This window comes from Paenibacillus tundrae, assembly GCF_030812775.1.
Taxonomy (GTDB): Bacteria; Bacillota; Bacilli; order Paenibacillales; family Paenibacillaceae; genus Paenibacillus; species Paenibacillus tundrae_A.
In genome coordinates this window covers 29239-41376 of sequence record NZ_JAUSTI010000007.1, presented here as the reverse complement: position 1 = coordinate 41376, position 12138 = coordinate 29239, and the positions used below count along the sequence as shown (strand labels likewise).

Genomic DNA, 12138 nt, shown 5'->3' with positions numbered 1-12138 from the left:
AGCAAGCTACCAACTTAAAGGTGGACTCAGGCGAAAAACTATTTCCCCGAATGATCCCCGGAATCTTCGACCATCGCATACAGTGCCGACGACATCGTGGATAATCAATATGTTTCTATAATCCACATTGACACCCGAGTTAGAGGGCAACAAAAAACATTGGCGGTCTCCACCTGCTTCTCTACCCCTTTAAGTTGGTCGCCGGATGGGAACCAACTGGCTTACTTATCAGGATGCAATAATCAAGAACAAGCAACTGCAGGAACTAAATTCTTTTTATTTGGAATATTTGTGTTTTGAGAAATAGGTCTTTAGTATTGAAGACTCAATGGAGTTGATTTAGGAGCTGTAACAAAATAAAGATTTGTTTCTACTATCCCTCCGGTTGATTGCTTCTTTGCCACGCTGCTTCTAATCGAACCCTTATATCCGGAGGATTATCTTCCCCTGGTTCAATAACGAAATTGTTAAAAAGTGCGGAACAGTGTACTTTTCAATTCCGGTTTTTGTTGTTACTTAAGGGAAATCAAATATTAATTCGATCCAGAGCTCGCTTCATTGCAGTCCTGTTTCAAAGTGGTAACAAATCAAACGCCGTATCTCGACATGAGATACGGCGTTTGATTTTTAGTGGGGAAGATTACCAGAATTTTGTGGCTGAACCGGTGCAGTAGCGTAACCATTTTGCATTTGCTGCATGTCTTGCTGGGTAAGCTGCGGCACTTGGTAAAAGCCATTTTTATTTTGATAAATCGAGATCTCATAAGCCATCTCAATACAGTTTGGTAAGGAATCTGCAAGTACGCGACGTACAACCGGATTCGTTGTTTCCAATGCTGCTGTTGTTCTCATTACAGCCCCTGATTTTACTGAATTTAGCATATTAAGGGATATGGATTGATCACATATCTCAGCTGCAGTTTGAATTGGCTTTGTCGGTTGACTCGGTTTCATCCCATAAGTAAAATCATTACCTTGTTTCATTTTATAGCTCTGGGTCCGTTTTGAAGGATCTTGTCCGGTTTTGAAACTTTCCAATGTAATGTTATATTCATCAGCCATAAATTGCTTCTGACGCTGTAAGATATCCCGAAGTTCTGGATCTTGTACGTGCTCACTCAGCATGGTGTACGTGTTCATTGTATTGATACTTCCTGCCAATACTTCATGGACATCAAACATCTCATGCCCGCCATGGTTCAGTTGGGGTGGAACAATGCCTGTCTCAATGTTTTGATGGTTTTGCTGCTGCATTTCGTGTGTCCTCCTATGTGTTGTTTCCTGCAAATAATGATTCCCTACATTCGCAGTCAGTGATTATTATTAATATCATGGACTCAATATATTCAGATTAATTTTTATAGATCACCTGTTCATAAGCCAATGTACGCGTATACGCAAATATACTAGGATGATTAGTTCATAAATGTGTCTACTGTTTTCGTTCTCTATCGATCTCATTAATTAATTTAAAAGTAACTCCGTTTTTTCAACTGATATTTTGTACCCAGTATCCGTATCACCTTTATTCATGTAAAATTTCCCACGCTATTTATGGATACGATTCTACATGACTAAAACGAACTATCCTGCCTTAGTTTAATGAATTGAAGGGCAAGATGACGATTAGATACACGCCTAATCGGCAATAGGAAGCATTTGCATTCATGCTTTTTGCCGGATTGCATTATTGGCTGGTTCCCCTAATGCTTATGAACTGATGACCAACGGATTCTGTGTGATCATTTCTGCAATGTTTGTTGCATTTACTGCTCAGGCGGGACCTGCACTGGCTGCAGGTCTGCGCAGCAGACAGCCCGGGTTCAGAAAGCTCGCATTCTGGGCGACATGAACGGCTTTATTGGGCGTTCCGGAGCCTGCGATCTATGCCGTCAACATGAGAAGAATGGCTTCTTTTGGTGCAACACTAATTGGTGGAGCTATAGGCGGACTCTATTTCGGCATCGTGTCCGTAAAATCCTTTGCCTTAAGTGAATCAGCAAGCCTGCTGGAAATCCCGTCATTCATGGAAGATGGCACGCTGAACTTGCTGCATACCTGCATTGGTCTACTCTTAGCCTTCGCCTTGTCAGGTGCACTCACATACTGGCTTGCGGGTACAGCATCATATACCAAACATGTGTAACGTATAGAAATTTAATATGCTAGCATTGTATTCTTGGCTGTTTGGTAAGAGGCTTTTCAATATGTAAAAGAAGCTTTACGTCTAAATATTGCTCCATGAGATAGACAACTTTCCTCATAATGGGCCCTGTAATTTTCTGAATTATAGTTAATTGTCTACGCCCCCAGTGATTACTGCACATAGTATGTGGAGAAATATCACGGAGGTGAGTTCATTGATCAATCATCATGGCAAACGGATTTGTAGACGTAAATTCAAAAAACATGTACATTGCGGTGTGAAGGTTAAGGTAGTAAAGGTTAAACCTAAGGTTATAGTTAATGCACCACAAGGCGTACCAGGGGTTCCTGGTCCAATAGGACCGATAGGTCCCAAAGGGGCCACTGGTGCTCAAGGGATACCGGGGCCAGTCGGATTGCAAGGAATTCCTGGTATACAAGGACCCGTGGGTTCGGCTGGTGCGGTCGGAGCAGTGGGCCCAGCAGGTGCAACTGGAGCAACAGGTCCCGCCGGGCCAACGGGGGCTGGAATCTCCGATTTCCTGAGTGTTTTCCGAGCTGATCCCGGCACAGGTACGGATATCGTTCCAGGAAACTCGCCAATTACGTTGACTGGTGTTTTGGCTAACGTAGGGGGGGCCTTTACCTTCGTGCCGCCATCTTCAACGATAACCATCAATGAAACAGGAAGTTACTTTATCTCTTTCTCCATTCATAATCAGGGCAATGCCGATTTCAACCTTACAGTGAATGGGACGCCCATCACACCTGTGCCTTTCACAGGTAATGGCGGAGGCCCCATATCTGCTGAAGTTATTATTACGGTCACAACAGTTCCGACAACGATTCAATTGGTCAATGCGAATGCAACTCCTGCACAGTTGCATAACAATCTGAATACCACGGTGACTATTTTGAAACTGACTCCTTAATGTCGATCCACGATATAGTCTATGTCAGCATAAAAATTAAAGTATATGCTTGTTGTCCAGTCCATAAGTCTATTTATTGAAAAGATAGTATGGATGGCTAGGGATTCAGGAGCGGCGGGATGCTGTTGCTAAATAGACATGACCGCTGCTCTTTTCCTTTTCGTAGCCGAGACCTAAGTGAGGGAATGGACTCTAGATTGGGAGGATTGTTATTGAAGGGAATTTCTTAATAAACCTCAGATCCTGTAATTGGTGTATGAGAGACAAGCTCTATGGGGCTAGAGCAGCTTATACAAAAGACATCCATTGGTCAGCCTTCGGATAACAGTGATTAGGCTCGAACAAATCTTGTTGTAAGATAACATAGTATATGGTGCAGAGTTTGGAATGTTACGGTACATATGGCTGGAGAGCGGGTACCTCATAGATTTTATAATCGCCGGGAATGGATGAACCATCGCGACATTAAACCTCTATTGCCCGCAACTTGCGCTGTTGATAATCAAGCATGGCTTCGTATAACAATTGCTCGTTAAAGTCGGGCCACATGACATCCGTAAACCACAGCTCAGCGTAGGCAACCTGCCATAATAAAAAATTGCTCAGTAGGTTCTCACCGCTTGTCCGAATCAATGATCCGGTGCCGGATTTTGCCCAGTATACAGAAACTTCTCGAGGTCCTGTTCAGAGATGTCCGGTACGTTTTAGTTTTCTTCAATACATAATTTAACGTGTTTTTTTCGCTTCCAGACCGGCAAGGGGGCCCAGACAGGAAGCCCCATGCGTACTTTCAGATAAAAATCCGCTCCAGGCGGTCGGCAATTGCAACAGACGCAGCGTGTGCCCTGTCGGAGCCGTGTCGAACAATATATGATCATACTGCTCTCGCAGTTCTTGATTAGTCAGCATGGAACTGAACTCATTAAAGGCAGGTACAGGCTCCAGATAATTGCTCTTCCATCGTGGAAATTACTGTATCTGGAAGCACGCCGCGGTATGGCCCACCATCTCAGCTTTGTACTCATTAGCAGCAGTTTCAGGATCGAGATTGGCAGCATCTAGATTATTCATTCCGATTACAGGTACGGGATGATTAGAGAACTCCATACCAAAAACATCCTGTAGGTTAGAAGCCGGATCGGTGCTCACCAGTAAAACACGCTTCCCCGAATCGGCAAGGGATACGGCTGTTGCACAAGCCGTGGACGTCTTGCCCACGCCCCCTTTTCCGGTAAATAACAGATAAGGGATTAACGACATGGATTTCGGTTCAAATCGGTTTAACATGTTGAGTGGACCTTCTTCCCTAAAGCTTAGATTTGGTGTTGAATTCAAGTCGTGTTCTCGGTTTAGCCACCAGCTCTTCTTCCGTCATACCCGTCCATTGAGCAAATTCGTCATTGCTTGGGTAAGCACTTTCCTTTACGACTTGCCCATCAACAATAATAATCGGCAGCACTTGAGGACCTTTTTCAGCCAGAAGTTGTCCTACGAGCGGACTTGCCACAAAAGCATCAGGTTCACTGGATAAGTTATAACGAGATACCTGAAACAGGTTTCTTTTGCAAATTATGGATGAAAACAGGTGCTCGAATCAGTTCCCGGATCAACACCCGGACCACACACGCCGGAAGAACAACACATGGCAGGATCGTAGATCTCCATTGTTTTCAACGCAACACCCCTCTCCAAATTAGAAAAGCCGGGAAACAATCTCCCGGCAGTTTGTATTATTTGCCGGTTTCAGCGAATGTTTTAATGCGCTCCCCAATCTGGTCACGAACCGTTTGGAATACAGCCCATTTCTCTTCATCTGTACCTTGCGCTTTGGCAGGATCATCGAATCCCCAGTGTTCTCGCTTCACATGTAGTGGTGTCATTGGACATTTATCCGCGGCGTCTCCACACAGTGTAACTACAAAATCAGCATTGTTCAACAACTCGGAATCAATGATATCGGAAGTTTGAGTAGAAATATCTAGGTCAACTTCTTTCATGGCTTCCACTGCTTTTGGATTCAGACCGTGTGCCTCAATGCCTGCACTATAAATGTTCCAGTCCTCACTCAAATATTTCTTGGCCCAGCCTTCGGCCATTTGGCTCCGGCAAGAATTGCCTGTGCATAGGAAATACAGTGTTTTTTTACTCATGTTCATCGTCTCCTCGTTGTTTGAATTTATTAATGCTTTTATAGAATGCTTAACCACAGATACAGACCCACTAGCGTAATAAGCAGAGTCGGAACGGTGATAATGATACCTGTCTTGAAGTAAGTGCCCCATGAGATTTTGACGCCTTTCGTGCTAAGCACATGAAGCCAGAGCAGTGTCGCCAGTGAACCGATCGGGGTAATCTTGGGACCCAGGTCTGATCCAATAATATTGGCGTAGATGAGCGCCTCCCGAACCGTTCCCGTAGCCGTTGTTGCATCAATGGCAAGCGCATCAATCAACACGGTAGGCATATTGTTCATCAGAGATGAAATAATTGCCGCAATAAAGCCCATACCTATCGTTGCAGCAAACAATCCCTGATCCGCCACGGCCTGTATGACTACGGCCAGCAGATCCGTCAAACCCACGTTACGCAGACCATAGACCACGACATACATGCCGATGGAGAAGAATACGATGGCCCACGGCGCTTCCTTGACTACCATGGTAGTCGGAACAGCAGAACTGCGGGAAGCCATGATCAGGAAAAATATCGCGACAACACCTGCCACAAGGGATACGGGAATTCCGATAAATTCACTAATAAAGTACCCAATGAGCAGAACTCCCAAGACCACCCACGACAATCGAAACATCTTCATATCCTTAATGGCCGTTGCTGGTAGTTTCAATTCGCTCGCATCAAAGTGTTTTGGAATACTTTTTCGAAAGAAGAGATACAGTACGCCAATACTTGCCACCAGTGAGAACAGATTCGGAACAAACATCCTTCCTACGTACTCCATGAATGTAATACCAAAGAAATCAGCAGATACGATGTTGACCAGGTTACTTACAACCAGTGGCAAAGAGGTCGTATCCGCAATAAATCCGCTGGCGATAATGAATGGAAATACTTTTTTCTCATCGAAGTTCAGTGCGCGTACCATGGCTAGAACAATCGGTGTCAGAATCAGTGCGCCTCCGTCATTAGCAAAGAAGGCAGAAACCACAGCTCCCAAGATCGAGACGTAAACAAACATCCGGACACCATTGCCGTGAGCAGCTTTGGCCATATGTAACGCAGCCCATTCGAAAAAGCCGATACGATCCAGCATTAACGAAATAAGAATGATCGCGACAAACGCAAGCGTGGCATTCCAAACAATTTGCGTCACATCCCAGACGTCTTGGAGATTGACCACACCCACAAGTAAAGCAAGAATTGCTCCGCCGCAAGCAGACCAACCAATGGACAGGTTTTTAGGCTGCCAGATGACGAGGACTAACGTAATTAAAAAGATCATGCAGGCTAACAGCGTGGAAAACAAAACCCTCCCCCTCTTTCAGTTCCTCTAATTTATATTTGTATATAACAATATACTTATATAATGAATAAAAATTAATTACAAACGGATGTAACGTTTTCTTTATTTAAGGACTTAAGGATCGTAGCCGTGTCCGGCATCAGTTCCAAGACAGATTTAATATAGGGTGTATTCTCTACATTTAAAGAGTAGTATACCCATTGACCACGTTTATTTTCTTTAACCAAGCCTTGATCCTTCAGCTTGCGCAAATGCTGACTAATTCCGGGTTGTGACATGTCTAAAATCTCTACAAATTCACACACGCACCATTCACGTTCTTTAAGGAGTGTAAGTATAGTAAGACGTGTTTTATCGCCCAGCAATTTAATCTTATCCGCTGCTTCTTGAATAGAATCCATATCACTTCCTCCTTCTGTTAATATAAGTGCATGCTTATATTATAATATAAAAAAATTGAAGTCAACGTTTAATTGGAATTAACCTTAAAAGCGTTGGTTCAAATTAGAACCAATGCTTCGGGTGTTCGTAAGATCTCTTCCATTTTCAATTGGTACAAGAATTACTGCAATCACCCTTTTCCTCAACTACCACCTTCACTTGCTGGCGATTGACACTGCATACACCGGTCTCCGGTAGATCCAGCTCTACTTTTAAAGCGGCTTCTAGATCAACGACTAAAAAGGCCACCACGGATCGAACCTGTTCATATCCTGTAGCCATCAGGAAAGTAGGTGCACGTCCATAACTCTTCATACCTATAATATACAACCCTTGTTCCATATGACGAAGCTCATGTCCGTCGGTAATTCGTCTGGAGATGGGTCAATCCACCCATTCTTCGTCAACAACCTCTCTGCTGCTTTATCTACGTTATACTGCCATGGCGAAAATAGACGAACATGGCCCCACTTGGAGATATTCTCACCTACTTTACTCCCCGCCTCAAAAATGATAAAGAATTGGCCAGCTTCAATCAGATGTGCTGCCGCTGCCAGACCAATAGGCCCAGCACCAATGATGGCTACAGGTAAATGAGATAGCTCTCCTTGGTGTACAGGCTCTTGAAGAGAGATCTGCTTTTCCATGAGCGTAGGTGCACAACATGACTCGACTTGTTTGAATTCAATGTTTTTCATTTCAAATGACATCAATATAAGAAACGTTAGAGCGATATCCTGTCGCGAAAATGACGGTTTGGACCTCTTCTCGTGTTCCATCAAACCAGATCACCCCACTGTCATAAAATGCGGTGAACATTTTCTTTTGTTTCGGGTTTCCCGCTTTAAGCCGCTGCTTATATCCCTCCAAATCTAGAACGGATGAACCGTTTGCAAATGACTTGCCAAATTTCCAAAACGAATCGATCCCCGTTAACCTAAACCAGAAGTGAATATCCTGGCTCAAGAGACGCTGCGGGATTAGTGCTACTGGTTCTCTCACAGCAAGTGTTGTTTCAGCTACTTCGGATAGTTCCATCGCAATTTGAACGGCGGAATTTCCTCTCCCTACAACAATGACCGATTGATTATGAAAAGGGGCCGGTGTTCGATACGTCGCGAAATGTAAGATTTCCCCTCAAATTTTTCGTGTTTGGGAATCGAAGGGGTATAGGGCCTGCTAAACGATCCTGTTGCCGAAATCAGATTGAGAGCCACGTATTTCTCTCCACTTGAAGTTGTTACTGTAAAAACGCCAGATTCTATGGATACTTGATCTACAAGGTTGTTATAAACCAAAGGCAAGTCAAAATGAGAAGCATAGTCCTTCAAGTATTGGATGACTTCATCACGATGAGGGTATTGATCCCCTGGAGAATCTATCGAAAGCCCAGGCAGAGAAGAGTACTTGGTAGGTGAGAATAACTTCAAATTATCGTAATACTGTGGCCATGCTCCTACCGCTTCTCCTCCTGCCTCCAAAATCAAAAAAAGACAGCCCTTGCTTTTTTAAATGATAACCGGAAGCAAGTCCTGCCTGACCTCCACCAATAACAATGACATCCCAGATAGGTTTCATAACACATCTCCTTCAAATATAATTAGAGTGATTCATTCTTACAAGGTATGTACTCATTTAGTATATTTATTTGCAAATTGCAAGTATTATCATTTGGTGACTAGTTATCTCTTCTCAAAAGCCACCCTGTAAGTTTTCATGTAGGCTTATGCCCACTATTGCAAATGTTGTATACCTTTATTTAGGCGGATGCATAGAGTGTGAGTATATATTTCACCAAAGAAGGAGAATGACTATGTACCATAAATTATCAAATCGAAATCAATGGCATAATCCATTGCCTAACATCCGGAATAACAACGGACTGGGGATCTCCACTCCGTGCTATCATGGAAATGTGAACCTTAGTCACCCTGGTGGAAATATAGAAATAAGAGATTATGGACAACAACCACTTGTAATCAATATGGATCAAGCCACAAAGTATAATCAAAATTATCGTACGGCTCTATGGACAGGAAAGTATTTTCAAGTGACTCTGATGAGTATCCCTGTTGGCGAAGATATCGGTCTGGAAGTCCACCCGACAACCGATCAATTCATACGGATTGAAGAAGGTCAGGGACTTGTGCAAATGGGAGACGAGAAAGACAAATTGAATTTTCAAACGATGGCCTGTGAGGACTATGCTGTTATGGTGCCTGCAGGAAAATGGCACAATATCACCAACACAGGCAGTATACCACTTAAAGTTTATGTGATCTATGCGCCGCCTGAGCATCCTTATGGGACAGTTCATGAAACAAAAGCCATTGCCATGTCTTCTGAAAGTTAGTTGATCGTATTCTAATGAAATACAAATTTTAATACAAAAGCCTGATTTCTCTTCATTCGTGTTGAGAAAAATCAGGCTATTTCTTAATTTAATTATTTATCGAGGTATCGATACAGGGTTGTTTTGCTAATACCTGTTTCTTCACGAATCTCAGCAAGACTGTACTCTTTACTTTCATACATCTTCAGTTGTGAATTCCCGTTCGAGAGCCCCAGGCATAATGCTCATTTCTGTACGCCAATAATTACTTACCCGAAATGACACAATGTTATTATCCCCAATTTGAAGATTGACGTTGTTCTTCCCTTCATTTTATCCGGGTAACGCCCAACCTCCTCTTGATGCAGATTCATTTGTATTTTTACATTGTCTCTCACTTAACTTTGAAAGCATATCCTTCGTCATGGCCTTCAAGTCGTAGCGGGCATGAAATCCCCACTCTGTTTTTGCTGCCGTCGCATCAATGGAATGCGGCCAGCTATCGGCTATCGCCTGTCTCTTCGGATCAACGTCGTAATCTAGGATAAAGCCGGGAGACTCCTCCCGAATTGCTGCAGCGATCGCCTCCGGATCCACGCTCATTGCTGTGACATTAAATGAGTTTCGGTGCATCAACCGGAAAGAATCCGCTTCCATTAAATCGATGATAGCGTCCAGGGCATCCGGCATATACATCATGTCCATGTTTGAGTCTTTGGCAATATAAGATGTATACCGGCCAGCCGTCACGGCTGCGTAATAAATTTCCACCGCGTAATCCGTCGTTCCTCCGCCGGGAGGTGTCATGTAAGATATCAAACCTGGGAATCTCAACCCCCTAGTATCCAGGCCGTACTTGTGAAAATAATAATCACAAAGCAGTTCGCCGGACACTTTGTTCACGCCGTACATCGTATTGGGTCTCTGGATCGTATCCTGCGGGGTATTATATTTTGGAGTCGTTGGGCCAAAAGATCCAATGGAGCTTGGAGTGAACAATTGGCAACCGAGCTCTCTGGATATTTCAAGTGCATTCATCAATCCGCCCATATTCAAATTCCAGGCAAACAGGGGTTTCTCCTCTGCCGTAGCCGACAACAGCGCAGCCAAATGGATGATGGTATCAACTTCGTACCTCTTGGCGATTTCGAACATTGCCTTATCATTCGTCACGTCCAGTAACTCGAATGGTCCTGATCGGGTAATTTCGTGGGCTGATGACCTGAGATCCGTAGCAACGACGTGATCCACACCATAAATTTCACGTAATTTAACAACTAACTCAGAACCGATTTGACCCAGTGCTCCGGTTACCAAGATCTTGTTCATAAGACATTCCTCCCGAAATGTACTCCCGCGGATGCAGCTAAATCAGCTTCATTTCCTTGCCAACTTTCTCATAAACAGAAATCACCTGGTCGAGCATCTCCTTAGTATGGGCAGCTGTCGGCATGTTGCGTATTCTTCCAGTTCCTTTCGGAACCGTAGGAAATACGATTGCCTTGGCATAAACGCCTTCTTCATAGAGCCGTTTGCTGAACTGTTGAGTGGTTACTTCATCGCCAATAATACAAGGTGTGATCGGAGTTTCACTTTGGCCTACATCGTATCCAAGCCGGCTCAAGTGATCTTTCAAATGATTGCTATTCTCCCACAGCTTATCAATCAGCTCTTTGTCATTCATCAAAATGTCGATAGAAGCGCTACAAGAAGCGATTGCAGCCGGAGGTAGAGATGTCGAGAACAGAAACGGACGGCTTCTCAGCTTCAACCATTCGATCAATTGTTTTTTACCGGCCACATATCCACCGACAACGCCGATCGCCTTGGAAAGAGTACCAATTTGAAAGTCAATGCGGTCGGACAAATCAAAATGTTTCACGGTTCCCGCTCCTGCTCCGAGAACGCCCGAACCGTGGGCATCATCGACATAAGTAATCAGATCGAATTCTTCTGCTACTTTCACGATTTCGGGCAGTTTTGCTATATCACCATCCATGGAGAAAACCCCGTCGGTGATGACCATAATTTTGTGGTACTGACCTGATTCCTTGGCCTTTTTCGCCTGCTGTCTTAAATCATTCATATCCGAATGCTTAAAACGAATCACCTTGGCTCTCGACAGGCGACAGCCATCAATAATTGAAGCGTGGTTCAGCTCATCGGATAAAATCGCATCATGCTGATCCATTACCGCGGATATAGCAGCCATATTACAGTTAAATCCCGATTGATACACGATAACGGCTTCGGTTTTTTTGAAACGAGCCAGTTTTTCTTCAAGCTCAATGTGAAGTTCCATCGTACCATTAATTGTTCTTACAGCCCCTGCCCCTGCCCCGTATATCTGCGCCGCCTTAACTGAAGCATCAATCAGGCGGTAATCTGTTGCCAAGCCCAAATAGTTATTAGAAGACAAATTGATTAGGGACTTTCCGTCCATACGAATAACAGGACCATTTGCACCCTGCAGTGTGTCGATGAAGTTATATAGCCCTTTATTCTTTAGATCTTCGATGTTCGAACTTAAAAATTGGTTCAATACTTGACTTGACACTTGATTACCTCCTCGATATACGTTTGTCCTCATACAGGAGACATTCTATTCTTCAAGAAAACCTTGTTACAAAGGGGTTTATACTAAATTCAATGTAGCATCTTTTTTATTATTTGTACACATATGGAGGACAAAAAAACCAAAAAATAGGCAAATATACATCGTGATTATTCCCCCATCCCGGAAGCAATCGCTATTAAATTTTTGTTTATATCTTTTGCTATTCGGTACCGTGCCCAACGCAATGAGA

At 43.6% G+C, this 12138-nt stretch carries 14 protein-coding genes and 5 pseudogenes; 4 read left to right on the top strand and 15 right to left on the bottom strand.

Annotation, left to right across the window (positions count from 1 at the left end):
- Window positions 1–627: 627 nt before the first annotated feature.
- A complete protein-coding gene (locus J2T19_RS13825) occupies window positions 628–1254 on the bottom strand; it encodes a spore coat protein (RefSeq protein WP_307216618.1) in 627 nt (208 codons plus the stop codon).
- 436 nt (window positions 1255–1690) lie between these two features.
- Here J2T19_RS13825 and J2T19_RS13820 point away from each other — a divergent pair, with 436 nt between their 5' ends.
- The 3 genes from J2T19_RS13820 to J2T19_RS13810 all read left to right on the top strand — a co-directional run bounded on the left by J2T19_RS13820 (window position 1691) and on the right by J2T19_RS13810 (window position 3077).
- Window positions 1691–1852, top strand: coding sequence for a hypothetical protein (locus J2T19_RS13820; protein ID WP_307216616.1), 162 nt, complete (start codon window positions 1691–1693; stop codon window positions 1850–1852).
- Window positions 1853–1897: 45 nt separating this feature from the next.
- Window positions 1898–2146: a hypothetical protein gene (locus J2T19_RS13815; RefSeq protein ID WP_307216614.1), complete on the top strand. Its 249-nt coding sequence runs from the start codon at window positions 1898–1900 to the stop codon at window positions 2144–2146.
- A gap of 214 nt (window positions 2147–2360) precedes the next feature.
- Entirely contained in the window at window positions 2361–3077 is a 717-nt protein-coding gene (locus J2T19_RS13810; RefSeq protein ID WP_307216612.1) for a collagen-like protein, read from the top strand.
- A gap of 465 nt (window positions 3078–3542) precedes the next feature.
- On the opposite strand, the pseudogene J2T19_RS13805 reads toward J2T19_RS13810, so the two are convergent.
- The 11 genes and pseudogenes from J2T19_RS13805 to J2T19_RS13760 all read right to left on the bottom strand — a co-directional run.
- Window positions 3543–3710: pseudogene (locus tag J2T19_RS13805) on the bottom strand (undecaprenyl diphosphate synthase family protein); the annotation flags it as partial.
- 93 nt (window positions 3711–3803) lie between these two features.
- Window positions 3804–4337: pseudogene (locus tag J2T19_RS13800) on the bottom strand (TRC40/GET3/ArsA family transport-energizing ATPase).
- 46 nt (window positions 4338–4383) lie between these two features.
- A pseudogene (gene arsD, locus J2T19_RS13795) lies at window positions 4384–4751 on the bottom strand (arsenite efflux transporter metallochaperone ArsD).
- Between the two features lie 56 nt (window positions 4752–4807).
- Window positions 4808–5227 (bottom strand): arsenate reductase (thioredoxin), encoded by a 420-nt coding sequence (gene arsC, locus J2T19_RS13790; protein WP_307216608.1) that lies wholly within the window; start codon window positions 5225–5227, stop codon window positions 4808–4810.
- A 38-nt stretch (window positions 5228–5265) separates the two neighbouring features.
- Entirely contained in the window at window positions 5266–6561 is a 1296-nt protein-coding gene (locus tag J2T19_RS13785; RefSeq protein ID WP_307216606.1) for an arsenic transporter, read from the bottom strand.
- A 71-nt stretch (window positions 6562–6632) separates the two neighbouring features.
- Entirely contained in the window at window positions 6633–6959 is a 327-nt protein-coding gene (locus tag J2T19_RS13780) for an ArsR/SmtB family transcription factor (RefSeq protein WP_307216604.1), read from the bottom strand.
- Window positions 6960–7104: 145 nt separating this feature from the next.
- Window positions 7105–7353, bottom strand: a pseudogene (locus J2T19_RS13775) (glutamate synthase); the annotation flags it as partial.
- Window positions 7317–7646 carry an NAD(P)-binding protein gene (locus J2T19_RS13770; protein ID WP_370874885.1) on the bottom strand — a complete coding sequence of 110 codons (330 nt, stop codon included), beginning with the start codon at window positions 7644–7646 and terminating at the stop codon, window positions 7317–7319. The gene J2T19_RS13770 and the pseudogene J2T19_RS13775, both read right to left, overlap by 37 nt.
- 52 nt (window positions 7647–7698) lie before the next feature.
- Window positions 7699–8130, bottom strand: coding sequence for an NAD(P)/FAD-dependent oxidoreductase (locus J2T19_RS13765; protein WP_307217114.1), 432 nt, complete (start codon window positions 8128–8130; stop codon window positions 7699–7701).
- Window positions 8067–8480 carry an NAD(P)-binding domain-containing protein gene (locus tag J2T19_RS28150; protein ID WP_370874884.1) on the bottom strand — a complete coding sequence of 138 codons (414 nt, stop codon included), beginning with the start codon at window positions 8478–8480 and terminating at the stop codon, window positions 8067–8069. The genes J2T19_RS13765 and J2T19_RS28150 overlap by 64 nt, the downstream gene beginning before the upstream one ends.
- Entirely contained in the window at window positions 8431–8577 is a 147-nt protein-coding gene (locus tag J2T19_RS13760; protein WP_307216599.1) for an FAD-binding protein, read from the bottom strand. The genes J2T19_RS28150 and J2T19_RS13760 overlap by 50 nt, the downstream gene beginning before the upstream one ends.
- Before the next feature lie 235 nt (window positions 8578–8812).
- Between J2T19_RS13760 and J2T19_RS13755 the strand changes: the two genes are divergently transcribed.
- Window positions 8813–9352, top strand: a complete 540-nt coding sequence (locus tag J2T19_RS13755; protein ID WP_370874877.1) for a cupin domain-containing protein — start codon at window positions 8813–8815, stop codon at window positions 9350–9352.
- 92 nt (window positions 9353–9444) lie between these two features.
- Here J2T19_RS13755 and J2T19_RS13750 read toward each other — a convergent pair.
- The 3 genes and pseudogenes from J2T19_RS13750 to J2T19_RS13740 form a co-directional block, all read right to left on the bottom strand.
- Window positions 9445–9537, bottom strand: a pseudogene (locus tag J2T19_RS13750) (helix-turn-helix domain-containing protein); the annotation flags it as partial.
- A 127-nt stretch (window positions 9538–9664) separates the two neighbouring features.
- Window positions 9665–10660 (bottom strand): NAD-dependent epimerase/dehydratase family protein, encoded by a 996-nt coding sequence (locus tag J2T19_RS13745; protein WP_307216595.1) that lies wholly within the window; start codon window positions 10658–10660, stop codon window positions 9665–9667.
- Window positions 10661–10697: 37 nt separating this feature from the next.
- Complete coding sequence (locus tag J2T19_RS13740) at window positions 10698–11921, bottom strand: glycine C-acetyltransferase (protein WP_370874876.1); 1224 nt, start codon at window positions 11919–11921, stop codon at window positions 10698–10700.
- Between the last annotated feature and the right edge of the window lie 217 nt (window positions 11922–12138).

Excerpts from the sequence above, each read along its gene's own strand:
- J2T19_RS13825 (WP_307216618.1), bottom strand. The coding sequence starts at position 1,254 with ATGCAGCAGCAAAACCATCAAAACATTGAGACAGGCATTGTTCCACCC.
- J2T19_RS13815 (WP_307216614.1), top strand. The coding sequence starts at position 1,898 with ATGAGAAGAATGGCTTCTTTTGGTGCAACACTAATTGGTGGAGCTATA.
- arsC (WP_307216608.1), bottom strand. The coding sequence starts at position 5,227 with ATGAGTAAAAAAACACTGTATTTCCTATGCACAGGCAATTCTTGCCGG.
- J2T19_RS13780 (WP_307216604.1), bottom strand. The coding sequence starts at position 6,959 with ATGGATTCTATTCAAGAAGCAGCGGATAAGATTAAATTGCTGGGCGAT.
- J2T19_RS13770 (WP_370874885.1), bottom strand. The coding sequence starts at position 7,646 with ATGGAAAAGCAGATCTCTCTTCAAGAGCCTGTACACCAAGGAGAGCTA.
- J2T19_RS13760 (WP_307216599.1), bottom strand. The coding sequence starts at position 8,577 with ATGAAACCTATCTGGGATGTCATTGTTATTGGTGGAGGTCAGGCAGGA.
- J2T19_RS13755 (WP_370874877.1), top strand. The coding sequence starts at position 8,813 with ATGTACCATAAATTATCAAATCGAAATCAATGGCATAATCCATTGCCT.
- J2T19_RS13745 (WP_307216595.1), bottom strand. The coding sequence starts at position 10,660 with ATGAACAAGATCTTGGTAACCGGAGCACTGGGTCAAATCGGTTCTGAG.
- J2T19_RS13740 (WP_370874876.1), bottom strand. The coding sequence starts at position 11,921 with ATGAGGACAAACGTATATCGAGGAGGTAATCAAGTGTCAAGTCAAGTA.